Raw genomic sequence first — 25,237 nt, 5'->3', positions numbered from 1 at the left:
ACGTCAAGAAAAACTTCTCCAGTTGTTAAACGGCTAGATATTCCTTATTCTGTCATTAATTATCGCATTGCTGTATAAAATTCAGTTCATTCTGCTCTCTTGCCTTCGCAGTCACCCATTGAAGGAATATCCGCTCTTTCTCGTTAACCTTCCGACCAAGCTTCTCTTCAAAATCAATAATTAACCCATACATGTTATGATCCATTGATTTCATAGGTCCTCCTGCAAACACCTTTTCTTTATCTTATGTATATACACCGGTAATTGCAAGAGAATTTAGATAATAGATCCGAATTTTATTCATTTTATTTATTTTGTTCATAAAGTTCACATTGACTTTACATTGAGTTGTATTAGTATACTAGTAAAAAAAACGATTTCGAAACAAAGAAAGAAGGCTTTTCTATGATTGGTACGTTTGTAAATGTAGCAACGATTCTTATTGGTAGTTTCATTGGAACTACGTTAAAGAAGGGGTTATCTGATCGATTTCATACGATTCTTCTTCAAGGGATGGGGCTCGCCGTAATTGGCCTTGGCATCGGCGCCCTTACGACGAATTTACCAAACAGCACATACCCTGTCTTGTTTATTATTAGTATGGCACTTGGTGGCATTATCGGGGAGTGGATTCGCTTTGAAGAACGGTTTCGAAGCGCCTTATCTTTTATACTTAGAGGACAAGCAAATGAAGGGGTAACGACTGCTATTCTCCTTTTCTGTGTCGGTACACTATCCATTGTTGGCCCAATAGAAGCTGCTTTAAATGGTCAATATACGTATCTATATTCTAATGCGATACTCGACGGCTTTACCTCCATTGTACTTGCAGCGACGTTCGGATTTAGCATTGCTTTTTCTGCTTTTGTTTTGCTTCTTTGGCAAGGAAGTATTTACTTTTTAGCTAGTTTTGCATCCCTATTCTTCACACCTGAATTACTTACAGAGATTTCAATTATTGGTGGGCTGCTAATACTTAGCACAGGACTAAACATTCTCGGCATTTCTTCCTTTAAAACGTTGAATTTAGTACCAGCTTTACTAATTCCCATTCTTTTTTTCGCCCTAAAAATGGGTATGGTCTACTAGATTTCCCAAAAAATCGATAATGATCATCGACAATTAAGAGCATTTGTAACAGGCGTTTCCTGTATCCGCATGTTACAAGTGCTCCTTTATTCCATGCTACAAATCCCATTATAACGGCTTAATGACCGTTATATTTCCCAATATCATTTACGCTTATTTACGTTGGTTGCCGGGTAACTCTCTTCATGTACAACAAAATTCTGAAGGGAGTTTTCATTATGAAAACCTGGTTTTACAGTCTTACGACCTCACTTCTATTTATCTTACTTGTGGCTGGAGGAAGTTCTTATGCATACGCATCGACAGACGCCGCAAAAATTCACGCTACTCCACCAGAGAATGTGTACTATGAAGAATTAAACGGGCTGTTCATTGAGTTACCTTATGAGGCGGATCACGTAAGTGTTGAAAAAGAAAACGAAACACTCTTTATTAGGGATCTCACAACCAATGATCTTTTGGAACAAATTACTATACGAAATACCGTCCAAGCAGCAGATGATCATCCGCTTTTACCTCCACCGATAACGGTACCACCGACTGAAGAATTTATGGAGATGTTCTCGACAAGGGAATACAACGGGCTTGAAGTTGTTTTAAATGTACGGTTTGTCGTCACAAAAAATGCAGAAGGTATTTATGAAGAAGTTGTCGACATTCGAGATGCATGGTGGACAACCGGAAGCGGACCACATACATTAGAGGATTCAAATACAGATATTCTCCACGGTGATTTCCCAGTAAGAGAGTTTACTGTAACAGGACAAACAACCATCGTTACTCAAATTGATGCTAGTGCGCGTGCTGGCTTTGAAGCGGCTGGTTTTAGCGTCGGAGTTGATGTATCAGGAACCTATTATGCTCGAATGACCGTTCGAGACACAATGGAGTTTGATTTATTTTCATAATGAATAGACCGCTCTTTCAGTAGAGCGGTTTTTATAATACAAGATAAACAAGCTTAATGATGAAGTAGGTTACTAGGATAGCGCCAATCCCTTCAAGCACTCGTCTCATTTTAGATTTTTTCGCTAAATGTTTCTGTATCTTCCTCTCCTTTTCAATCTGTTTATCTTCTGATTGCAACAACCACATCACTATCGTTACGATATAACTAGCTAGAAGCGTAATCGTAAGGTGGCGAATGCTAGGGAAACCATTGTCCATAGCAACATTTGCTAAGATAATACCCGTTACTACCGCAAAAGGTAAGAGTACAAACGTTTTCACCAATACTTTTTTGCGGAGCTTTTCCTCTTCTAAAAAATCCAACTGACACCATTCCCTTCCTCTTTATTCCTATATCTTCCTATTCCCTTTTATTTACATCAAAAACCGCTATAATGCTTTTAAAAGAGTCTTTTACCTACTCTGTCAGCCAGTTGCCACATATGTGCTATTTTTCAGTCTTTGGAAGAATCTCATTAAACGCTACTATAGAGACAAGGGTGATGCCTATGTTGACCTCTAGACAAAAAACGATTTTGCTTAAATTACTTGAAAGCGATCACTTTGTCACTATTGAATTCTTAGCCAAATGGTTAAATATTAGTAGTCGAACCATTCGCTATGACTTAGATGCGATCGATACCAGCTTAGAACCCATTCAGGTGACAACGACAAGAATGCCTGGAAAAGGCGTTCGATTAAGGGTTGGGGACGACAAACGCCCTTACCTGTTCGAGCTTATTGAAGGAAAGCAAGAAAGTACAGACAAGCATACTCAAAGACTAATGATGAGTCTGTTCGTCACAATTAAAGGAACGTTTACAATTCAAGAGCTTGCCGATCAATTCTTTTTAAGTCGCTCAAGTGTCCACAAATACTTGGTTGATGTGGAAGAATGGCTTGACAACTTTGATTTGCAACTTGTCAAACAAGCATGGAAAGGATTACAAGTCATTGGTACTGAACGAAGCTTGCGATTTGCATGTTACCAGATGCTCGGTGATAAACGAGCCGATTTGGATCGAATTGAGGACTGGTTAGATGTAAATGAACGTGAGATGGAGCTCATGAAAACGTGGCTTTCGCTTGTGCAAACAGAGCGAGGTGTACATTATAGTGAATCCTCCATCGATGTCTTCTCGCTTTTCTTATTTTGGTGGAAAAGACAAATCGCCGCCAAAAGCTATGTATTTGTACCAAAAGAACACCGGCATAAGCGCCATTTTCATTTAGGTGTGATTGGCACGTTTATTAAAGATCATGTAGAAGACGAGCGTTCCGTTTTACACGAATCCGCCTTCCTTGACGATTTATTTGACCAAGCTAAAGTCGTCTCGTATCAAAAAGGAACGTCGCATTTCAAAAAAAACAGCCGAGAGAGTCAGTTCTGCGAGCATTTATTGTCTCAACTATCAACCGTTCTGCATACAAACTTTCTTGCAGATGAAAAACTAACGAATGATTTAACACACCACATCAAAGCTGCATTTATGCGAATGTCACAAGGTGTGGAAATTGAAAATCCCTATACCGAAGAAATTAAAGTTCGGTATCGCGCCATTTATGAAATGGTTTTTCAATTAACGTACAATATGGGGATTCATCTATTAGCAAGCGAAGTCGCCTATATTACGATGCACATTAGCGCCGCTTACGAGCGTAGCAAAAGCCGTGACTTTTTACCAACCGTTATGGTCGTCTGTTCATCTGGACTTGCAGCATCGTCCATCTTAACAACAAAGCTAGAGCAAATTGAACCTGGATTTCACATTATTCATGTTGTCCGTACTCAAGATCTTGAGCAGGTACTCCAAGAAACGAGTCCTGATTTTATCTTGACGACTCAGGAAATTTCAATTCCACACTGGCATCAGACGAAACGTTTTCATGTCAGTCCATTACTCAGTGATCAAGATAAGCGATTGATTCAACACGAGGCCCATAAAATTGTGAATCGAAAACAATTAGCTTCTTTCAATGAAGTCTACGGGAACGCTTCATTAGTGGAACCCTCTTTGTTTGATGAAAAAATACACACGATTAAGACAAGAGATTGGCGAGATGCAATAGCACATGCGTCCGAACCACTTCTCGCAGCAGGCTATATTGAACAAAGCTATATTCAAGAAATGATTATGTCTGTAGAACGAAATGGAACCTATATGGTTTTCCTTCCGAAAGTGGCTTTTGTTCATGCAAGCCCCGAGTATGTAAAAAAAGAAGGCATTAGTTTAACAATACTAGAAAACGAGATTGAATTTGGAGACCTTAATCCTGAACAAGTCACGATGATTATCGTCCTAGCTATGAAGGAAGCGCATAACCAAGATTTTATACAGCTCTTTCACTATCTAGAAAATGAAACATCTCGCACACAGCTGTTACAAAAATGGATTGGAAGAAAGGACGCGACATGATGACTACATGGATACGAAAAGAACATGTTGCCGTTAACGTAAAAGCAAGCAACTGGGAAGAAGCCATTCGAGCGTCTGGGTCTTTGCTTTTAAAAACAGGCGCCATTACGCAAGAGTATATTGCTCAAATGATTCATTCTGTAAAAGAAAATGGCCCCTACATTGTAATCGGTCCTGGTATTGCAATGGCACATGCTAGGCCAAGTAAAGCTGTACATGAAGATGCAATATCACTGGCAATACTTGACGAGGCTGTATCATTTGGAAGCGAACAAAACGACCCTGTTGATCTTGTGTTCTCGTTTTCTGCAACTGGAACAGAAGCACATTTGAAGCTTATTGAACAGCTTTCAAGCGTACTCATTAACGAAGAAAAAGTCGAACAACTGCGCCATGCTCAAACAAAAGAAGACATTTTTAACTTAATGTAAAGGAGAGATACAAGAATGGCTAAAGTAAAAATTATGACAGTATGTGGTTTCGGGCTCGGATCTTCTATGGTTTTGAAAATGAACTTAGATGGGGTATTAAAAGACCTCGGCATTCAAGCGGATGTATTTACAGGTGATGTTGGCTCTGCCCAAAGCACTCCAGCAGATTATATTTTTACGAGTAAAGAATTAGGCGAAAAACTGCAAAAAACAGTCAATAAGCCAGTTATTATTATCAATAGCTTTGTTAACAAAGCAGAAATCAAAGAAAAAGTTGAGGCGGAACTTCAGGCATAATGCCTAAGTTCCTTCTATCTATAAAAAGGGGGGTTCTTTATGCAAACAGTAATGGATTTTCTTATTGAAGTTATTCGTGAACCAGCTATCTTCTTAGGTCTCATCGCTCTCACAGGTCTGCTGCTGCTTCGAAAAGATTTTTCTTCAGTTGTTTCAGGTACTGCGAAAACAGTCATTGGCGTTGTTATTCTTACTCAAGGTACGAATATTTTAATGAACTCCATTGCACCATTAACAGAAGGCTTTAACGTCATGTACAACATTGATAATCCGGAGGTTGCACCTGCTCTAGGTGCCGATACCATTCTGAGTCAATATGGTACACAAATTGGTCTTGCCATGTTAATTGCCTTTCTTATTAATTTAGTCGTTGCACGCTTTACACCTATTAAGCACGTTTTCTTAACAGGGCATATGCTGTTTTGGTTCCCTTTTATCTTTGTTGCAGTCGGTATTGAAAACGATTTATCAAATACGCAACTCGTTCTTTTTGCTTCTATTTTAACAGCTCTTTATATTATTATTGCTCCAGCATTGTTACGACCTTTCGTTCGAAAAGTAACCCAGTCAGATGATTTTATTATTGGGCATCCAACAACCATACTTTCTTTAATTGCAGGGATGGTTGGGAAACTTTTTGGGACAAAAGGAAAATCGTCTGAAGATATTAAATTTCCGAGTTCAACGGAATTTCTTCGTGAAATCAGCATCACCTCTTCCATTGTCATGTTCTTTGTTTACATTGTGGTTAGCATGATTATTGGTTTTGATACGGCTTCAACAGCTTTTGGTGTAGAACAAAACTTGATCATTTATAGCGTCATGCAAGGGATTCTTTTCGGGGCTGGGTTAACCGTTCTATTGCTTGGTGTAAGAATGATGCTTGCTGAAATCATTCCAGCCTTTCAAGGGATTTCACAAAAATGGATACCAAATGCTGTACCAGCACTAGACGCACCTATTTTATTCCCTTATGCACCTAATGCTGTCTTAATTGGATTTGTTGTTTCGATGATTACATCGGTTGCAACCATTTTTATTACAGGTAGTATGGGGGTCTTCTCTTTTGTTATCGTTCCTTTAACGATTACGTGTTTCTTTGAAATTGGAACTGCCGCCATTATTGCCAACGGACAAGGTGGATTAAGAGGTGCCATTGCTGGTTCTGCTGTAGCTGGTGTTGTTATGATCTTGCTTGTCGGTCTGTCTGTCCCTATTTTGAGTGGAACAGCCGCAGATTGGATTGTCATTTTCGGTGGAAACGACTTTTCACTCTGGAGTTTCTTAGGTGATCTGATTGCACGTCTTTTTCCAGGAGGATAACGAAATGTCTTATATGAAACAGTATTACCAATCCATTGAGCAAATCCTTACACGGATTTCACAAGAACAAGAATCCACTCTTGAACAAGCAGCAACACTTATGGAGGAGGCAGTCGAAAATGGTCGCTCTCTCTATATCTTTGGCGCTTCCCACGCAGGCATTGTGGCTGAAGATGCGTTTTACCGCGCAGGAGGGCTTGCACTCTTTAACCCGCTCTTCAGTCCTGCATTAATGCTAAATGTCGAACCAATTACACTTACTTCTAAATTGGAACGACTTGAAGGGTTTGGGCAAATTATTCTTGATTCAAAGCCTGTTCAACAAGGCGATGTTGTCTTTATTCATTCTGTATCCGGTCGAAACCCTGTGGCAATTGATCTAGCTATAGAAGCGAAAGCACGGGGAATGAACGTTATTTCGTTGACGAACCTCACCTATTCAATGGGCGTTACTTCTCGTCACTCTTCTGGGAAACGGTTATTTGAAGTGAGTGATCTTGTGATTGATAATTATGGAGAACCTGGAGATGCAGCAGTCTCCATTCAGTCTCTCTCACAGAAAGTGGCTCCAACTTCGACGATTTCTGGAAGCTTTGTTATTCATTCCATCGTACTCAAATTTATTGAGAAGCTTGAAGCGAAGGGAAAAGAGATCCCCATTTTCCGCAGCGCAAACATCGATGGTGGAGATAGCTATAACGAACAGATGATGACAAACTATAAAAACCAAATTCACTATATGTAATGAAGCAGCAGCTCCTTAAAAGGGGGCTGTTTTTTAGATTCTTTACAACCATTCATCGCTTCCCCTCATTAATAGACTAAATATTTCCCAACCTGTCCTCACATTGATCAGTAAACTCTACCAAACCCTTGTCACTCTAACCTTTTTCACTCTCTTCTGTTTCACCAGCTCTAAATGTGTATGCCACATACAAGTTTTTTGCGATGTGTTAAGATGCTACATTGTTAATAGAAACAGAATTTTAAAAAGAGAGAAAAAACACAAACAAAGAAAAGAGGGAGAGCCATGCAATTGACCATTTTCACCGATACATCTTTACGTACGCTCATGTACCTAGGGATAAAAGAGAATGAAATTATTACATTAAATGAGATTTCTAGCGTCTATGACGTCTCTATTAATCATCTAAAAAAAATTGCGTGGGAATTAAACAAGTCAGGCTATATTGATTCGGTAAACGGAAGAAACGGTGGGTATAAACTAGCGCAAGCTCCGGAGTATATACAAATCGGAAACATCATTCGAAAATATGAAAACTTGGAGCTTGTTACGTGTATGAAAAAAGACGGTTTTTGCGCTTTAGAACCCGCCTGTAAATTAAAACGAGCGCTTCAAGAAGCGCTCGATGCCTACCTGAATGTGCTTGATCAATACACGCTTTCTGATTTGTTAACAAATCAAGATGAGCTAGTAGAAGCGTTATTCAGCGACTATAGGACGAAGACCTTTCAACATTAATCAATGGGATAAGCATAGATAACGAATCGTTCCGGGGCGTGGTTGATGAAGTCAAAGGGGTAGCATGTTGTGACTACCAATACTTCTTCACCCATCTCCCGAATGACCGTTCGATCATCGGCATCTACGATATCAGTTTCCTCGATTTTATACCGGAATGAACCATATTCCATATGCATAATAAATAGATCACCTATCTCTAATTGACCGAAATCGCGAAAGACCGTATCTCTGTGCCCAGATAAAAGTATTTGTTCATTGCCACCTGGTAAAACAGAATCACGATAATGACCAACCCCACGCTGCAACTCTTCTGGATTCGTCCCTTCTACAATAGGAAGCTGTCGATTTAAAGACTCAATCTCTAAAATAGCGAAAGACTCACCTTGATTGATGTCTATCGATTGGAAGGACTCCCTTGCTTGCTCGCTACTTGGCGAGAGAAATGATCGCTGCTGTGGTTCATCTTTATTTGTCATCGTCAAGTTCGATGGATCTAATAAATGATCATTTCCCAAATCAACAAATAGTCGCTCTTGAGCTTCTGCCAATGATTGATTTTGCATAGACTTCGTCTGATAGTGATCATACCCAAACCAAACCAGCAAACAGATGCCAACTACCATTAAGCTATTGCCTATGATTCTCCACGCTTTAATTACGAAACCCCCCTTTCTTTATAGCCAGAGCGATTTTTCAAGAGCTTGTAATAGGCTACATACCCTGACAAATAATGCTCGGTATCATCAATCCGTGAACGAAATGAGTGATGACGAATATAGAAGCTACCTAAAATCCTGCTCGGCTTCTTGAAGTACATGGCTACCTCTGGATAGAAGAAGCCATTTCTTTGATATTCTGCTCGGATGTGAAATGTTTCTTCTAATCGCTGAATCTCTTTTTGGGTAAGCAATCCTTCCAATCCATGCGCCCTTAATCGTGATACCATATTCCACCCGGCTAACGTAAGTTCAAGAAACGTAGGATACGTTGTTTCTCTTTTCTTAATGAAGTTTAGCTTTTTCAAAACGTTATGTAAGCCAAACTCGAAATACTCTTTACGTGGTCGATACTTAGTTAGCTCATTGGTACAATAGCTCAACCAGTGATCATGATGCTTCCAATATTTTTTTTCGATAAAATAACGAAAGGCGAGCTCAACTGCATCGATCCATCTTGATTGTGGATCCTGTTCGTAAAGACGCATTAGTGCAAATGCCGCTTCCCCGTCGTAATAAATAATTCTAAAATCTTCTTTCACCTGTAGATCTTCGGGGTACAAAACATGATTAAAACTGCCATCACGTTTTTGCATCTGTACTATACCTTCCCCTAATAAACGAGTTATCTCTACATACTGATTTTGTTTAAAAACTTCCTGAAATTTTGTTAATGCCAATATAGCAGCCGCATTTGCGCCAAGCTTAATTTCTTTATTTTCTCCGACGCCGTCGATCATATAAGCAACTCGAACGGATTGAATGGTATAGTTACGTGTACAGTGATTGACGAGATAATGTAGCCCTCTTTTTATAGCTTTCTCCAAAACGTCATCGGGGTAAAGCTCGTAAGCCTCTAACATGGAATACAACGTACTCGCATGTCTTAGCACATTATAGAACTGAATTTCCTTATCAAAACAAGAAAAATACCCATATACAAATGCCCCTGTATCTTTTACTTGGTTTGCTAGAAAAGTGGCGCTTTCTCGTACCAAACGTTCTACTTCATCTATTGTTAACGGGGTCTTTCTCCGTCCATTATCTAAATTTGTGTTGTGCGTAGGGAATAGGCGATTTTCCTCAAAAAAGAATCCACGTGTAGTAAACGTTCGAATCTTATCGATCCTACTAAGATCAAGCTTAGGCATTAAAGGACGATGACTCTTAGCATACTCTTTTAAATTCTTTTCTTGGATAAAACCTCTTCCTGTATGCTTATCAATTTGCACTATGGCGTTTCCGTTTATCTCCTGCTCTAAAAAAGCAAACCGATACTGTTTGTCGAAAGAAATTCCTTTTCGATAATAGTTTTTCTTTGTTTCTGTTATGATCTTCACGAATTCATTTACGCTATGGCTTTCTTCATTTTCAACAATATCCAATTTCACCCAATCATAATGACTTTCTTTATAATGCTGAAGCGCTTGTCTCTTAACAACTCGCCATGCTTTTAATGGAAGCGTCTCACTAGCCTGGAAAACATCTGCCCTGCGCTTTGGACTTCCAATCGATAGAAAAAGAATGACTCGTGTTGTGTTTTTCAGAAAACCTAAATGCCCTTCTTTTTGAAGAGTCTCATAAAAAAGATCTAGCTTTTTTTCTAATGAGTCTGCTAATTTCGATTGCGATGTTTCCATGTACATTCCTCCTAATTAATAGGTTAGGGGGGAGAAGATTCTCCCCTCTAACGCATTCTTATTGGTAACGCTTATCCATTCTTCCTATTTCGACCGAACACTCTTGCAAATAGACCTGAAAGAAGTGCAACAACTCCAGCAGCTCCATAAGCCCAAGCATGGGTAGCTGTTTTCGGCAGCTTATCGCCACTGCCATCATAGCCTTTGCCAGAGTCCCCTCCATAACGATTATCAATTCGCTCATAGTCTCTATCTTTGTCAGCATCCGCATCCGCATCGGCGTCAGCATCCGCATCAGCGTCGGCATCCGCATCCGCGTCAGCATCAGCGTCGGCATCCGCATCAGCGTCAGCGTCAGCATCAGCGTCGGCATCAGCGTCAGCATCCGCATCGGCATCCGCATCGGCATCCGCATCGGCGTCAGCGTCAGCGTCAGCATCTGCATCGGCGTCAGCATCTGCATCGGCATCCGCATCAGCATCGGCGTCAGCGTCGGCATCCGCATCAGCATCGGCGTCAGCGTCGGCATCCGCGTCAGCGTCGGCGTCAGCATCCGCATCCGCATCAGCGTCAGCATCGGCGTCAGCGTCAGCATCCGCATCGGCATCAGCGTCGGCATCGGCGTCAGCATCGGCGTCAGCATCAGCGTCGGCATCCGCATCAGCATCCGCATCGGCGTCAGCATCCGCATCAGCGTCAGCATCCGCATCGGCATCCGCATCCGCATCCGCATCGGCATCCGCATCAGCGTCAGCATCAGCATCCGCATCAGCATCAGCGTCAGCATCCGCATCGGCGTCCGCATCAGCATCCGCGTCAGCGTCGGCATCAGCATCCGCATCAGCGTCAGCATCCGCATCGGCGTCGGCATCAGCGTCGGCATCCGCATCGGCGTCGGCGTCAGCATCCGCGTCAGCGTCGGCATCAGCATCCGCATCAGCGTCACCATCGTCGCTAATTGGTAAAACCCTTGCATAAGAAGATTCACTTTGCTGACCATCTTCATCAATTTGATAAAATTCAATAATTGTTCCAGCTGGTAACGGCTCATCCAGCTCAATTGAGAACGTACCGTTATTGTCAATAATAATTCCAAGTGCTCTGATTGCTGACACTTCACTTGAACCAATAATTTGACCGTTAACAAGTGCGTAGACAGTTGATCCAACGAGCCCTTCACCAGTTAGTATCAAATCATCCTCAAAGATTGGTGTTGATCTCGGGGCGTCTGGAAATACTCCTTCAGCCGGATCATCATCATCAGAATCTGAGTCTGAGTCAGCATCCGCATCCGCATCAGCGTCGGCATCCGCATCCGCATCAGCATCGGCATCAGCATCCGCATCGGCATCGGCATCAGCGTCAGCATCTGCATCGGCATCAGCATCCGCATCTGCATCGGCATCCGCATCAGCATCTGCGTCAGCGTCGGCATCAGCGTCAGCATCCGCGTCGGCGTCAGCATCCGCATCAGCGTCGGCATCCGCATCGGCGTCAGCATCAGCGTCGGCATCCGCATCGGCATCAGCATCTGCGTCAGCGTCGGCATCAGCGTCAGCGTCAGCATCCGCATCCGCATCGGCGTCAGCATCGGCGTCAGCATCCGCATCAGCGTCGGCATCCGCATCGGCGTCAGCATCCGCATCAGCGTCAGCATCGGCATCAGCGTCAGCATCCGCATCTGCATCGGCATCCGCATCAGCATCTGCGTCAGCGTCGGCATCCGCATCCGCATCTGCGTCAGCGTCGGCATCAGCGTCAGCATCAGCGTCGGCGTCAGCATCCGCATCAGCGTCAGCATCCGCATCTGCATCGGCATCCGCATCCGCATCAGCATCCGCATCGGCGTCAGCATCCGCATCAGCGTCAGCATCTGCGTCGGCATCCGCATCAGCATCCGCATCGGCATCGGCATCAGCATCCGCATCAGCGTCAGCATCAGCATCAGCATCGGCGTCAGCATCAGCGTCGGCATCCGCATCAGCATCGGCGTCAGCATCCGCATCGGCATCGGCATCCGCATCGGCATCCGCATCAGCGTCAGCATCAGCATCAGCATCAGCATCTGCGTCCGCATCCGCATCCGCATCCGCATCAGCGTCAGCATCCGCATCGGCATCCGCATCCGCATCGGCGTCAGCGTCGGCATCAGCATCCGCATCAGCGTCAGCGTCAGCGTCAGCGTCAGCATCAGCGTCAGCATCTGCGTCGGCATCCGCATCCGCATCAGCATCAGCGTCAGCATCTGCGTCGGCATCCGCATCAGCGTCGGCATCCGCATCAGCATCTGCGTCGGCATCCGCATCCGCATCAGCATCAGCGTCAGCATCTGCGTCGGCATCCGCATCAGCGTCGGCATCCGCATCCGCATCAGCGTCAGCGTCGGCATCGGCGTCCGCATCGGCGTCAGCATCGGCGTCAGCATCCGCATCAGCGTCGGCGTCAGCATCCGCGTCGGCGTCGGCATCAGCATCCGCATCGGCGTCAGCGTCAGCATCGGCGTCAGCATCAGATTCATCATCAAAAATTAAATTTTGTCTTGCTCCTTCAGTACGAATGGCATTCAGTAAATCAATGTCAATGAACGTTTCATTGATTGCTGCTGCACTCACAACAGCGTTTGGTACCATTGGATCGCTTATTTCTGTTTGTAGCCTAAATTGCGTGCTTCCCAATAAATTGACGTCTAATGCAGACGTTAAGAGATCACTAGATCCATCCACAATAGCGTCAATTAAATCAAATAAAGGATTTGCAGCTGTTTTAAGTGCTTCAATGGCTGTTCTTACACCAGGTACAAGCCCATTATATTCAAGTTCATTAATCGCATCCCTAAGTGGTGTTAAGAATTCGACAAAGGCTTCACGAACATATTCACCAAGACCTTCTGTGAAATCAACCGTAATCGTGGTTCCATCTTCAGAGACAATCCCAGCTACCTCGACCTCATAAGCGCCTAAATCTTGTACACTACGCACCGAATCAAACGCAGTGTTTAGTGGATTCAAGTCCAGGATATTGTTAATGCCAGGTATACTTGTCAACGCCTCCACTGCAGTACCTACCGTATTAATAATGGGTGATATACCAGGCAAATCCCCAGGTGTCACTGCTGTTAGCTGCGCGTTAATCGTAACGGTTGTATTTCCCACTACTTTTCCTTGAAGTTCTTCAGGTAGGGTGAAAACAACTACTTTGTTATCCGCCAAGCCAACGTTTGCAAGACCCGTTCCACTAAACGTTAAATCAAGATCATAGTTTCCAGATTCGTTCTTTTCTTGTCTCTCCCCATTATTTGAGACAAGTGATGTATTTTCTAAAATCGAAACATTAAGTAACGACGCTTGTTCAATGGGTGCCGCTAAAGCAACAGATGGATTCGTTAATGGACTTAAGCTAGTTGTTGCAGGAAATGCTAGTTGAGTCGTTGTGAATAGTAAAGATGAAGCAGCAATAATAGCAGTTGTTTTTTTAGTAACCCTTCTGTTCCGCGCATGCATTTTCTTCTTATAATCAATCTTCCTATTTCTCACTTAGAACCTCCCTGTAATATGACCATTCGACTTCATTCGTACGTTTTGACTTACTTAAACCTCCTTTCTACTAAAATCTTGTTCTATGGTGTATAAAAACCTCGATGTTTGTCTTCGAAAAGTATAACAAGTCTAATAATTTAAAAAAATTTGTACTTTACATACACCTTTTTTCTTTAAGCACTCACCGGTAAAATAAGTGTAAAAAACCCCTATAAATAAGCATTCTTTATAAAAAGAACAAATTATAAAAATTTTTATACACCGTGGAGTTAAGACGCCACTTTTCTCAAGTTAGCCGCCTTCTCGCTCTTTTAACGAAAACTGAATAGAGAGATGAAAATAAAAAAGAACACGGTTAAGAGAAACCGTGTTCTTTTACTAGTATGACACCTAGACGATCTTTCAACTAAAAAATCGTCTACTATCCTTTATGAATTTTTCGGTATTCACCTGGTGTCATGCCTTCAATTTTCTTAAATTTACGAATGAAATTAGCTACGTCCTTATACCCAACATCACTCACAACATCTTTAATCGGCTGGTCAGTACGAGTTAACCGTTCTTTTACATAACGAATACGCAACCGTTGTATTAATTGAGTGAACGTTTCACCTGTTTGTTCTTTGATAAACCGACTTAAATAGGAAACAGAGAGATAAAATTCTTGTGCAACCACTTCTAATGATATCTCGTAATTTTTATAGTTTTGCTCAATATAAGTAAGGATATCCTTTTTCAATTTATTGTTATGACTATCCTTCTTTTCTTCCACTTCGTTGCAAATAACTTCAACAACACATTGCAGCTGCTTATGCAATTGTGTAATGGACTTGAATTCAACTAATTGGTCAACTTGCTTCATATATTGATCAAAGCCTAATTCAGATACGGTTCGTAGCGTCGTATTAATAATGTCAAAACAAATACATTTGATTTCATTAATTGAAAGCCCCTTGCTTCCTAACGCTTCAAACATATCGCCGAGCATTTCGTCTGCGACAGTAAAATCGCCTTGCTTGATACTTTGTACATACTTCATTTGCTCTTCCTTTAAATAACCTAGCAAATGATGGGTTTCTGTCTCTAAATCCTCAAAGAACAGAACGCTTCCTTGAGGAGCGGAAAATTTATATTCCATTGTAGCGAGCGCTTCAATGTAAGAGCGATTAATCTTTGTCTTATCGTCGTACAGTTGACCAACACCGATCGTTGGTTTGTAAACGGTAAAGTCCTTCATTTCCTTTTGAATGTCATGAACCATTTTATCAAGAAAACCTCTGTTCACTTTCTCCTCCAAAACATCCATTGAAATCATGACAACAATTGAATCAGAATGAAGAAAGTCAACAGCATAAGCAGTAGCGTTTTCTAACGTCTTCTTTGAAACCAGTTGTAAAAGCTTGTCTTTGTCCTTTGTATTTGAAAACGATTCGAGTTCAAATTGCGCAATAACAACGAAAAAACGATCTCCTTTCAAAGACAATTTCAGCGAATCCATAATCAACTCAATCTCTTCAGAGTCATGGTAATGTCCTCTTAAAAGACGAATTAGAAATTGGTCACGTGCAAATGGCTGATGTAGATCAATGGTTTCATTTAACAATTCATGATTCTCATACAAGGATGTAACGGTTTTGCCTAGATTCTCTAATTCATTTTCACCTTTAACAAAAGGTGGGGAATGCTTTCCTTTGTGTGTGATGGCGATGAGCTGACTAATCGGCTTGTATTGATTTCTACCTAAAAGAACGGCTAAGACTAACCCTACGGCAAACAAGACAACTAAAAAAGAGATCATAATGACTTGTACGTTATTGAGCTTAATAAAAAATTGATTTTGATCCATTACTGTAACAAATGTCCAACCACTCACATCTGACTCCACCGAAACCATTGAATAATCACTTCCATGTAGTTGAACCGTTTCTACACCTGTAAAACCGTTTGATAACGATTGAATATCCTCTGTTTGAACCAACTCATCACTTGTTACAGATGCGACGGTTTCACGATCTTTGTTAAAGATGTACACATTCCCTTCTATTTCACCTAGAAGATTGCGAATCATATTAATGATCGTTGATTCCTCTATAAAAAACATGACGGTTCCATGCGGCTTTTCCGAGTTCGGTGAAATCGGTACATGGTAAAGAATACGGTTGCTGGCTACTCGTATAAGCGGTACGTCTGTATGTAGGTCAGCGAGCAACTCTTCTCTCCCTACTCGCTGAAGTTCCTCACTATTTTGTAAAAGCGCATTCATCGAGTACGAGCCATTTGTCGAATAGAGAACATCTTGCTGTTTATAGTAAACAAATAATTCCTCGACTATCGCACTATTTGCTCGATACTTTCTTAACTCATCCGTCGCCTCTCCCCCATAATAGGGATGACTAATCATATAAGGGGTAAGCCGTGGATCTAAAGAAATCCTTGCTGATAATGTAACGAGCTCGGACAAACGTTCATCCGTTAAATTCCTAACCTGTTCAAGATTATTAATATTCGATTGCTCAATTTCTTCTCTTAAACTCGTTACAGCATTATAGTAAATGACAATACTCATAATCGTAAATGGAACAAGGAATACGAGAAGATAGGAGATGATATATTTGTATAGTAATTTCGAACCTCTTTTAGTCAGCACCTATCCACCTCCTCTTAAACCATCCTTTTCGTAAGCCCTTTCAAAAAAGGACCTAACACGTTCTGCTATGTATTTATTCTATGATAGCGATAAAACCTCACCACAAGCAAGAGGGATTTACATTCTTTTTTCATTTTTTCGAAATGAAAGAATATAAATCCCTTTATTATCCATTTACGACTTATTGTTCAAGTATAGTAATCGTTACCTCTTCTGTTTTCTGAGAATCACTTCCGACCATTACGTTCACCTTTCCAGGCTCAGGACCAAACTCCATGTCTTTATTCCAGATGGAAAGCTCCTCTTCTCCTACTGTTAATGTCACCGTCTTTTTTTCTTGCGGTGCCAGTAGTATTTTTTTGAAGGCTTTTAATTCTTTTATTCTACGGGTTGTCGATGCTTCCACATCTTTTATATACAATTGAACCACCTCAGAGCCTTCTACTAAACCAGTATTTACAACATCAACTTGTATGGAAATCATTTCACCCTCTCGTAAACGTGCTAGAGAAATACTTGGGTTTTGTACACGTATCTGTTGTAACACAAACGTCGTATAGCTTAGACCATATCCAAAAGAAAAAAGCGGCGTTGCTTCCATATCCAAGTAGGTAGGAGCTCTTCCCTGGTCCTTATAATTGTAATAAATCGGTAAATGTGCACTTGAGCGGGGCATGGATACCGCTAGCTTTCCACTCGGATTGACGTCTCCAAATAACACCTCGCTAATGGCTGTTCCTCCCTCTTCACCAGGATACCAACCACATAGTATAGCGTTGCAATAGGGCTCAATTTCGGTGAGCGCATGAGGCCTTCCTTGGATGACAATTGCGATTAAGGGAGTACCTGTTTTGGCTAGTTCACTCAATAGTTCTTGCTGAACCCCACCAAGCTGTAAATTGGCTACATCTACACCTTCTCCGCAGTCCATTTCTGCTCGATGATCATCAATGATAGCAGCACCATTCGTATCAAAAGACAACTCCACATTCCTTGCACTACTTCCACCAATAACAACAATCGCAACATCTGCATCGGTAGCTGCGGTAATGGCTTCCTCAAACCCCTCTTTCGAATACCCACGTACGCTACATCCTTTAGAATAAATTACTTCTCCAGCACTTCGTTGTTGAATCCCTTTTAAAATGGTCGTCCCTTTATCCATTCGTCGAAACGAGGTATAGTCTCCTAACTGATGTTCGATTTGATCCGCATTCGGTCCAATAACAGCGATTTTTTTCGTTTTATTCTCCAATGGTAGTATGGCACATTCGTTCTTAAGTAAAACGATGGTTTCACGGGCCACTTGCTCGTTTAGCTGTTTAAAAGAGGAATGGCCAACTGCTTCTTTTGAACGGCTCTCATCAACAAATGGTTCTTCAAACAAGCCGAGTAGGAATTTAAGCCGTAACACACGACGAACGGCTCTGTCTATAAGCTCCTCTTTCACATCACCGTTCGTAACGGCTTCACTTAATCTCGTAAAAGCAACGTCCCATAAACTTAAATCAACGCCTGCAGAAAGCGCCAAGGCAGCAGCTTTTTCAACACTTCCTGTTAATTGCTGAAGCCGATCGTTTGCCACGCCATCTGCCATCACAATCCCTTCAAATCCCCACTCGTCTCGAAGAATCCCTGTCAATAATGACTCATTTGCATGGCAAGGAATACCGTCGATTTCGTTGTACGCAGCCATACAACCAAGCGCACCTGCTTCTACTCCAGCTTTCATACCGGGCAAGTGAATTTCACGCAGTTCTCGTTCACCGATGGGAACAGGACCCGCATTAAGCCCTCTTTCTCCAGCACCTTGAGCAGCAAAATGTTTTAATACCGCACCAATATGAGTTTTACCTGGTCTATCCGCCCTACCTTGTAAGCCATATACTGCCGCTTTCGTCATTTCCGCCGCTAAAAAGGGATCTTCACTAAAACATTCCTCTGATCTGCCCCACCTCGGATCTCGTAAAATGTCTAAAGTAGAAATTAAACCAAGGTGTGCTCCTCTCGAACGGATTTCAGTCGCAATATGACTGTATGCCTGTTCCATTAGCTCTGGATTCCACGTCGAGCCAACGCCAATATTGGTTGGAATCATTGTTCCGTCTAATGCTTGATGGCCGTGAGGGCACTCTTCAGATAGTAGAATAGGAATACCTAGCCTTGTATGTTCCATAACATAACGTTGAATGGTATTTGCTATTGAAGCATTTTGTTCTGTCGGGATTCCGTTCTCATACGTTACACCAGACCAAGGATCAGAGCGAAACAAACCATAAAGAGCACCCATTCCTTCCCCGAAGCGAACCTGCTCTTTAAATGCTTCTGTTAGCTCAATCCCTTCGTTTGTTTTGTCATACGCATCCCATCCGTACATTTTTTGATTAAGCTGCCCAACTTTTTCTTTTAACGTCATCTGCGACAGCAACGCTTCAACGCGCATCTCAATTGGCAAGCTCGGGTCTTTATAACTCATCGACCATCCAACTCCTTACTTGTTACTGAATGTAATTGTCTTCACTTCAAAAGGCTTGATTGTTGTACGCAAAACGCCTGCTTCCATAGACAGCGGAGCAAGGGGCGTTTCTAACAAGTTTGTTTCAATTGCCTGTTGAAAGGCGGTTTGTGAGAGTTTCACTTCCATCGCTTCCTGTCCTCCACTCGATTCATAGAATCGCATCGTAACGCCTTCATCCTTTTCCGATCGCTTCACGGTATCCAAAATTGCATGTGTCGCATTTAACTCGATAAAGCTGTGTCGAGCTGGCAATGTTCCTTTATGAGCATCCACCTGTATAGAAGTGACGGAATGGTTTAATTCATAGCCGCTCCGTACAACGTTTGCCGAATTCCACGTGCCTTGGTGAGGAAGAAGTGAATAGGTAAACAAGTGATTTCCTTGATCAGCATTGGGATCTGGCCATTTGGGTGCTCTTAGTAACGATAAACGGAGCTGACTACCTTTAACGTCGTAGCCATATTTGCAGTCGTTTAACAAGCTGACACCGTAATTTCCTTCCGAGACATCTGCAAAACGATGTCCACACACTTCAAATTGCGCCTTTTCCCAACTTGTATTAGAATGAGTCGCTCTCTCAACGACACCGAACGGAATTTCAAATGTGGCTTTACTCGTTTGAACATGAACTGGGAAAGCCACTTTTAACAACTTGTGGTTTTCGTGCCAGCTTACCTTTGTTTCGAAATCTAATCTGCCTGAATGATGGTACAACACAAGGTCTTGCTCAATAAACGAGTTAGAGATCTTCCATTTAAACCGAATTCGATCCATCGTCTTTCCTTTTAATACAACATCCACTGACAATAACTCAGGGCGATATGCCTCTTGCTCAGCAAATAGAGGGTCAATATCCCACGCATCCCAATAAGTGGGCTGGTCATGAAAGAGCTGAAACTGGTTGCCGCATTCACCTTGCTTCAGTACTTCCCGACATGCCTTTTTATCATATAATCGCGTCATTTCGCCATTTGCATTCCATTCGATCTGATAAAAATCGGTTTCCCACTTCCAAATAAAGGGCTGCTCTTGGATTGCTTTCATCTTCTGTTTTTCTGGTCGTAGCCATATTGTTCGATAGCCCATTTGCGGAATAGCTGGCACATAAATTAGCCGATTCACTTGCCCATCTTCTTCTATAAAGCAGTCACTCTTTAACGACTGATCGTTCTCATCCACTACGTCAAGCTTCAACAGCTCTTCTTTCCCTACTAGCTTTACGACTTCGGATCGCTCCCACGAGAGACTATTAAACACAACAAGCGGCTGACCCATTCGTTCTGTTTCAATCTCTTGAGCGAGCGACTGCAGGGCTAGTTGCTTGACATCTTTTCCAATACACATAAGCTCTTTATAATCTGCTTCTGCTCTTTCATATACTTCTGGAATCGAAGTACCAGGAATAATGTCGTGAAATTGATTAAACAATAAGAGCTTCCATCCTGCATCAAGACTCGTGACTTCCCACTTACTCGTTTGGAAGTTTAATAGACTGGACCAAATTTCGGCGTCACGGTATAAAACTTCTGCTTTCCGATTCCACCGTTTTACTTGCGCATGTGTCGTATATGTACCTCGATGAAGTTCCAAGTAAAGATCTCCAACCCAAGTAGGAAGGACAGGATTTGCATCTACAACGCGATCAAAAAACTGATGTGCCGTGCTATAGGATGTAGCTGGAAGTCCTGGTAAGCTAGCAGATCGCTCTACGTATTCGAGCATTTCCTTCGTTACACCGCCCCCTCCATCACCATGGCCATAGAGAAGCATTTGCTCTGGATGGACCGCCTTTTGCTTATAGCTTCCCCAATGTTCAGCTATTTCCTTTGGGTGTGTATGCTCATTAACGCCGTGGTTGATGTAAGAAAGAATGCTTGTACCGTCGATTCCCACCCAATTAAAGAGATCATATGGAAACGGGTTGGTGTCATTCCAATTCATTTTCGTTGTCATAAAATAATCCAAGCCTGCTTTTTTCAACAGTTGTGGTAGAGACGCACAATAACCGAACGTATCCGGCAACCACTCAATTCGAGGCTGCTTACCAAACTCTTCTTTATAAAAGGTCATCCCATACAAAAGTTGTCGTACGAGCGATTCACCAGATGGAATGTTCAAGTCTGGCTCTACCCACATGCCTCCAACGACTTCCCAACGTCCACTACGGATATGCTGCTTCACCCGCTTATAAAGCTCAGGATAATGGGCTTTAACAAACGCATAGGCTTGAGGTTGACTTTGAGCATAGCGAAAATGGTCATAACGATCTAACAACGTACTCATCGTCGAAAACGTACGACTTGTTTTTCGAACAGCCTCTTTCATTGGCCATAACCAGGCTAAATCAATATGGGATTGCCCGACCATATGGAGAGATCCGCGATTCTTTACATCTATCTCTGTTAAAGCGTGCGAAAGAGCAGCTTCTTTCTCATTGACCAATGCACTCTCTTTCATAAGCGTGGCTACTTCTGTATTCATTAGCCATTTCTTTACTAGCGTCAGCTCGTTAACAATCTTTATTCGGTTTAAATCGGATTCTGGTAGCAACATAGCGGCTTCCAAATAGACCTTCATCGTGTAATACAACTTCTCTAACCCTTTGTTTTTCCGAACGAAAGCACTCTCCAATAAATACAATGGCGCCGGCGCATATTCTGCTGGCTCGTTTTGCCTATTTAATGGATCAATGACTTGAGCCGTCGGATTAAACAGCTCAATTTTTATCCTATACGAAGGTTGACCATTTGCTCTTTTAGGAAGGGGAAATTCATGTCGATTCCGATCAATACCATGGTAGGGAACACCGTCGAGATACACTAACCCTTCATGATTTGTTTTCACCCCATGCTGACCTACGTTAAAAACAAAATCAATCTCTGCATCTATAAACACTTCTGGAACTAAAAGCTCTTTTTCAATGATCAGCGTTTCTCCAGATTCAAGTAACCGATCTCCAACTTGAATGGCATACGGCTCTTCATCCATTTGTTCATATTCACCTGGATTTTTATAGTAACTACGTTTTCCCACCCACTCTTTAATGTCGATACGATCGTGATTGGTCCACTCTTGCATTTGATTTAAACACCTTCGTAAGCGCTGCATATCTACCATTCCTTCTCTCGCTTTATTAGAGATCGATCGTTAATTTAAATACGTATGCGTATGGAAGGTCATGATCGCCTTCCCATTTTGGTCGGATTACAACCAACTCGTTCTCAACTCTATGAAAAGACAATACTTGACCGTTATTCATCAACTCTACTTGTTCAACAGCACCTTCATAAGGAATCGTTAATGAACCACCGTTTAGATCTTCTTTCGTATGAATGAGAACAAAGCAATAAACGATATTCCCCTTCGCTGTAAAGGCCATGTTTTCTAAATAGTAGGGGGACACTGTTCTTGTTTCATAGATAGCCTCACCATATTGCTGTAGCCAAGCACCTAATTCCTTCATACGCTTAACTGCACCTCTAGGCAGGCGGCCATCCGGCTGTGGTGCAACATTTAACGCTAAATTCCCACCCTTAGACACGATCTCTATTAATAAATGAACAAGCGCTCTACCTGATTTATAGTCATCTTCATATCGAAATGAAAAAGCACTCCCCATCGTTATACAACTTTCCCAAGGGACATGAATTGGGTCCTTAGGAACCATTTGTTCAGGCGTCAATATATTTTCATATGGGCCGCCGACTGTGCGATCAGCCGCAAGAAGCCAAGGTTGGGATTCCCTCGCCTTCTCTACCACTTCTCCTAATCGAATGTCTTGGTTGTTTTTGGGCGATACCCATCCTGCATCCAGCCAAAGCATGTCGATTCTCCCGTAGTTCGTTAACAGTTCTAGGATTTGTTCGTGGGTAAATTGGACAAATTGTTCCCATAATGCTGGATGATCCTGTGGATCGTAAGAAGGTCCCCGCCTCGTGTGTGCATCACCTGTCTTATTCGGAGTCCAGTACGATGGGACATGCCAATCAGCTTTTGAAAAATACGCTGATATTCCCAACCCTCTAGCTCTAAACGCATCAAAAAGCTGCTTACATACGTCAGCATAAGGATGCCGATGAAACGGACAAGCTGAACCTGTGATTTTATACTCTGTTGTTTTTGTATCCCACATCGCAAAACCATCATGATGTTTTGTTGTAAACACAAGATATTTAAATCCAGTTTCCTTTGCTAAATCCGCCCAAGCATCAGGCTGGAATCGAATTGGATTAAAGGTTTTGTTTAACGCAACGTACTGTTGCTTTAATGATTTTGGATCGTGCTCCCAATCAATTTCTTCTCTCGACCACTCCGCATCCTCATCACTTAGTGCCCATGACTCAACGACACCAAGCTGTGCATACGGTCCCCAGTGCATCATCAGTCCAATCTTTTGATCTTGAAACCATTCCAATTGCGCTTGTAACGCTACCTCTTTCGGCTCCACATAGCTCTCTTCTTTACTGTAATGATGTACACCTTCTGTTAATTCGTCGAGGTTATCCGTCATCTCCATTCCTCCTTTTTATGAGAAAAAGCTCGTATACGACTTGAACTCAAGTTTAATACGAGCTTCATTTTTAATTAGCTACTTGCCCAACGATCATAGGCAACTTGATAAATCTCAATGTATTCTTCAATGTTCATACTTTCAATGGTATCCACATATTTATCCCAGTTTGATAGAGGCTCCACGCCCGTAATAAACCGTGCCTCTAACTGTTCTACATATGATTTAAGGTCTACTTCAATCGTATTGACGATTTCTTGCTCCTCATTCGTTAAATAAAGGAGAGGAATCGGCACTTCACCATAAGGTCCAATTTTTTCTTCTGTTTCAGCATCGAGAAACTGATCAAATTCGCTCACTTCAACACCTTCGACTCGTTTTACTAGTGTTGGTGTTGGGATACCATAGGCCGGAGTTAATGTCCCACGGTAATCCTCTGCACTATCGAATTGAGGTGGCGGATCAAGCTTCACTTTATTTCCATCTTCATCACGCTCAAAAAGATAGCCTTCCGGTCCATGATCTAAGAATTCAGATCCTTCATCCGAATAGAAGTAGTCAACCCATCGAATAGAAGCTTCTGGGTATTCATTATTACTTGTAATCGCAAACGTCCCTCTTGTAATGCCTGGATTAATTGGAATAAGTGGTTCATCAGTTATAGGACTAGATAACGCATGAAACATTGGATTGTTCATAGCTTCATCTTCTGATTGACCAGTCGTAAAGAACGAGAACCAATCCGGGAATAAACCAAGTCTGTTTTCTTGTCCTTTTGCTTTCTTTTGCTCATCAGACTGAGAAAATGTTTCCGGATCAAGAAGTCCCTCTTCAAACAATTTATTCATGTACGTCAAGTATTCCTTATAGTTTTCCGTATGAGGGGCATACCGTACTTCCCCGTCCACTTCTTCAATTCCCCAAGCCTTCATACCAAATGCCCCGAGAAATGCTAAACGCGTACTATTCATTTGAACATCAAGCAACGGAATCTCGTCGGCTTCTCCATTACCATTCGGGTCTTCATCTCTAAAACGGACAAGCAAATCATATAACTCATCTGTTGTTGTAGGCACTTCTGCATCAAGGGCATCTAGCCACTCACCGTTGTACCACATTGGCACAGCCCAGCTTGAATTCGGGTGCTGATTAATGACCGGTAACGAATAAATATGACCATCAACCGTTGTAATTGAACGAGCAATGTCAGGATTTTCATCTAATAACCGTTGAATATTTGGCGCATATTCAGCAATAAGATCTTCAAGTGGAATTAGGATTCCTTGTCTCCCATAATCCACTTCCATTCCTGGTGTTAAGTTCGATGTGCCTGCGCCATAAATAATATCAGCCACATCGCCACTGGCAAACGCAAGGTTTAATCGTGTTGCAAAATCACTCATTGGGGGCGTCGTGTACTCAAACGAGATATTCGTCATTTCTGAGTACTCTTGCAAAGTCGGCATGTCTTTCCACTCAGCAAGTCCTGTACCAGGTGCCATGAGCGATAATGTAATTTCCTCTTCAACGATAGGAAAGCCCTCTTTACTTACTTCAACATCAGGATTCGTATTAGAGGTCGAGTCTCCACCCGTATCAGTCGAACTACAAGCAGCAACAAATCCTACACAACAAAGTCCTGTTAAGCACAGCTTTAATGTTTTCTTCATTTCAAAACC

Annotated in this window: 19 protein-coding genes and 1 pseudogene; 8 read left to right on the top strand and 12 right to left on the bottom strand. The window is 42.2% G+C overall.

All coding sequences use genetic code 11. The features are described 5' to 3' along the window. Positions 1-55: 55 nt before the first annotated feature. Positions 56-214, bottom strand: coding sequence for a hypothetical protein (locus FPV17_RS21715; protein ID WP_186370725.1), 159 nt, complete (start codon positions 212-214; stop codon positions 56-58). Positions 215-405: 191 nt separating this feature from the next. Here FPV17_RS21715 and FPV17_RS03640 point away from each other — a divergent pair, with 191 nt between their 5' ends. Beyond that, entirely contained in the window at positions 406-1,089 is a 684-nt protein-coding gene (locus FPV17_RS03640) for a DUF554 domain-containing protein (protein ID WP_144558081.1), read from the top strand. Positions 1,090-1,307: 218 nt separating this feature from the next. Beyond that, positions 1,308-1,997, top strand: a complete 690-nt coding sequence (locus FPV17_RS03635; protein ID WP_035397393.1) for a hypothetical protein — start codon at positions 1,308-1,310, stop codon at positions 1,995-1,997. 31 nt (positions 1,998-2,028) lie between these two features. Here the strand turns inward: FPV17_RS03635 and FPV17_RS03630 are convergent, their stop codons facing one another. Next, on the bottom strand, positions 2,029-2,361 hold the full coding sequence (locus FPV17_RS03630; RefSeq protein WP_144558079.1) for a hypothetical protein: 333 nt from the start codon (positions 2,359-2,361) through the stop codon (positions 2,029-2,031). Between the two features lie 185 nt (positions 2,362-2,546). On the opposite strand from FPV17_RS03630, the gene FPV17_RS03625 reads away from it, so the two are divergent. The 6 genes from FPV17_RS03625 (at position 2,547) to FPV17_RS03600 (ending at position 7,988) form a co-directional block, all read left to right on the top strand. Then, complete coding sequence (locus FPV17_RS03625) at positions 2,547-4,454, top strand: BglG family transcription antiterminator (RefSeq protein ID WP_144558077.1); 1,908 nt, start codon at positions 2,547-2,549, stop codon at positions 4,452-4,454. Continuing rightward, positions 4,451-4,885, top strand: coding sequence for a PTS sugar transporter subunit IIA (locus FPV17_RS03620; protein ID WP_035397398.1), 435 nt, complete (start codon positions 4,451-4,453; stop codon positions 4,883-4,885). Before FPV17_RS03625 ends, FPV17_RS03620 begins: the two co-directional genes overlap by 4 nt. 15 nt (positions 4,886-4,900) lie before the next feature. Continuing rightward, positions 4,901-5,182, top strand: a complete 282-nt coding sequence (locus FPV17_RS03615) for a PTS sugar transporter subunit IIB (protein ID WP_035397400.1) — start codon at positions 4,901-4,903, stop codon at positions 5,180-5,182. A gap of 39 nt (positions 5,183-5,221) precedes the next feature. Continuing rightward, positions 5,222-6,505 (top strand): PTS ascorbate transporter subunit IIC, encoded by a 1,284-nt coding sequence (gene ulaA, locus FPV17_RS03610; RefSeq protein ID WP_060704991.1) that lies wholly within the window; start codon positions 5,222-5,224, stop codon positions 6,503-6,505. A gap of 4 nt (positions 6,506-6,509) precedes the next feature. Next, positions 6,510-7,250, top strand: a complete 741-nt coding sequence (locus FPV17_RS03605; RefSeq protein WP_144558075.1) for an SIS domain-containing protein — start codon at positions 6,510-6,512, stop codon at positions 7,248-7,250. Positions 7,251-7,535: 285 nt separating this feature from the next. Continuing rightward, complete coding sequence (locus FPV17_RS03600; protein ID WP_144558074.1) at positions 7,536-7,988, top strand: Rrf2 family transcriptional regulator; 453 nt, start codon at positions 7,536-7,538, stop codon at positions 7,986-7,988. Here FPV17_RS03600 and srtD read toward each other — a convergent pair. The 10 genes and pseudogenes from srtD to FPV17_RS03560 form a co-directional block, all read right to left on the bottom strand. Then, positions 7,985-8,614, bottom strand: coding sequence for a class D sortase, LPxTATN-specific (gene srtD / locus FPV17_RS03595; protein ID WP_060704993.1), 630 nt, complete (start codon positions 8,612-8,614; stop codon positions 7,985-7,987). The two genes, FPV17_RS03600 and srtD, sit on opposite strands and share 4 nt — an antisense overlap. A 32-nt stretch (positions 8,615-8,646) precedes the next feature. Continuing rightward, a complete protein-coding gene (locus tag FPV17_RS03590; RefSeq protein WP_144558072.1) occupies positions 8,647-10,347 on the bottom strand; it encodes a glycoside hydrolase family protein in 1,701 nt (566 codons plus the stop codon). 58 nt (positions 10,348-10,405) lie between these two features. Further along, entirely contained in the window at positions 10,406-11,515 is a 1,110-nt protein-coding gene (locus FPV17_RS21710; protein WP_186370724.1) for a hypothetical protein, read from the bottom strand. Positions 11,516-11,536: 21 nt separating this feature from the next. After that, positions 11,537-12,856 (bottom strand): hypothetical protein, encoded by a 1,320-nt coding sequence (locus FPV17_RS03585; RefSeq protein WP_186370723.1) that lies wholly within the window; start codon positions 12,854-12,856, stop codon positions 11,537-11,539. 103 nt (positions 12,857-12,959) lie between these two features. After that, positions 12,960-13,847: pseudogene (locus FPV17_RS22485) on the bottom strand (adhesive domain-containing protein); the annotation flags it as partial. Positions 13,848-14,304: 457 nt separating this feature from the next. Further along, complete coding sequence (locus tag FPV17_RS03580; protein ID WP_144558070.1) at positions 14,305-16,530, bottom strand: helix-turn-helix domain-containing protein; 2,226 nt, start codon at positions 16,528-16,530, stop codon at positions 14,305-14,307. Between the two features lie 181 nt (positions 16,531-16,711). Continuing rightward, entirely contained in the window at positions 16,712-19,006 is a 2,295-nt protein-coding gene (locus tag FPV17_RS03575) for a glycoside hydrolase family 3 N-terminal domain-containing protein (protein ID WP_144558068.1), read from the bottom strand. 15 nt (positions 19,007-19,021) lie between these two features. Then, entirely contained in the window at positions 19,022-22,126 is a 3,105-nt protein-coding gene (locus FPV17_RS03570) for an alpha-mannosidase (RefSeq protein ID WP_367614624.1), read from the bottom strand. A 55-nt stretch (positions 22,127-22,181) separates the two neighbouring features. Next, a complete protein-coding gene (locus FPV17_RS03565) occupies positions 22,182-23,558 on the bottom strand; it encodes an alpha-L-fucosidase (protein WP_144558064.1) in 1,377 nt (458 codons plus the stop codon). Between the two features lie 74 nt (positions 23,559-23,632). Continuing rightward, the gene (locus tag FPV17_RS03560) at positions 23,633-25,228 is read right to left on the bottom strand and encodes an extracellular solute-binding protein (protein WP_144558062.1); all 1,596 of its coding nucleotides are present in this window, start codon (positions 25,226-25,228) and stop codon (positions 23,633-23,635) included. Positions 25,229-25,237: the final 9 nt, after the last annotated feature.

This window comes from Shouchella miscanthi, from assembly GCF_007725405.1.
GTDB classification, from domain to species: domain Bacteria; phylum Bacillota; class Bacilli; order Bacillales; family Bacillaceae_D; genus Shouchella; species Shouchella hunanensis.
The sequence above is the reverse complement of the archived record's forward strand: the minus strand, read 5'-3'. Positions and strand labels throughout refer to the sequence as shown.

What these genes read in the sequence shown, in the direction of transcription:
- FPV17_RS21715 (WP_186370725.1), bottom strand. Translation starts at nt 214, where the DNA reads ATGAAATCAATGGATCATAACATGTATGGGTTAATTATTGATTTTGAA.
- FPV17_RS03640 (WP_144558081.1), top strand. Translation starts at nt 406, where the DNA reads ATGATTGGTACGTTTGTAAATGTAGCAACGATTCTTATTGGTAGTTTC.
- FPV17_RS03635 (WP_035397393.1), top strand. Translation starts at nt 1,308, where the DNA reads ATGAAAACCTGGTTTTACAGTCTTACGACCTCACTTCTATTTATCTTA.
- FPV17_RS03625 (WP_144558077.1), top strand. Translation starts at nt 2,547, where the DNA reads ATGTTGACCTCTAGACAAAAAACGATTTTGCTTAAATTACTTGAAAGC.
- FPV17_RS03620 (WP_035397398.1), top strand. Translation starts at nt 4,451, where the DNA reads ATGATGACTACATGGATACGAAAAGAACATGTTGCCGTTAACGTAAAA.
- FPV17_RS03615 (WP_035397400.1), top strand. Translation starts at nt 4,901, where the DNA reads ATGGCTAAAGTAAAAATTATGACAGTATGTGGTTTCGGGCTCGGATCT.
- ulaA (WP_060704991.1), top strand. Translation starts at nt 5,222, where the DNA reads ATGCAAACAGTAATGGATTTTCTTATTGAAGTTATTCGTGAACCAGCT.
- FPV17_RS03605 (WP_144558075.1), top strand. Translation starts at nt 6,510, where the DNA reads ATGTCTTATATGAAACAGTATTACCAATCCATTGAGCAAATCCTTACA.
- FPV17_RS03600 (WP_144558074.1), top strand. Translation starts at nt 7,536, where the DNA reads ATGCAATTGACCATTTTCACCGATACATCTTTACGTACGCTCATGTAC.
- srtD (WP_060704993.1), bottom strand. Translation starts at nt 8,614, where the DNA reads ATGGTAGTTGGCATCTGTTTGCTGGTTTGGTTTGGGTATGATCACTAT.
- FPV17_RS03590 (WP_144558072.1), bottom strand. Translation starts at nt 10,347, where the DNA reads ATGGAAACATCGCAATCGAAATTAGCAGACTCATTAGAAAAAAAGCTA.
- FPV17_RS03585 (WP_186370723.1), bottom strand. Translation starts at nt 12,856, where the DNA reads ATGCTGACGCCGATGCTGACGCTGACGCCGATGCGGATGCTGATGCCG.
- FPV17_RS03575 (WP_144558068.1), bottom strand. Translation starts at nt 19,006, where the DNA reads ATGAGTTATAAAGACCCGAGCTTGCCAATTGAGATGCGCGTTGAAGCG.
- FPV17_RS03570 (WP_367614624.1), bottom strand. Translation starts at nt 22,126, where the DNA reads ATGCAAGAGTGGACCAATCACGATCGTATCGACATTAAAGAGTGGGTG.
- FPV17_RS03565 (WP_144558064.1), bottom strand. Translation starts at nt 23,558, where the DNA reads ATGACGGATAACCTCGACGAATTAACAGAAGGTGTACATCATTACAGT.
- FPV17_RS03560 (WP_144558062.1), bottom strand. Translation starts at nt 25,228, where the DNA reads ATGAAGAAAACATTAAAGCTGTGCTTAACAGGACTTTGTTGTGTAGGA.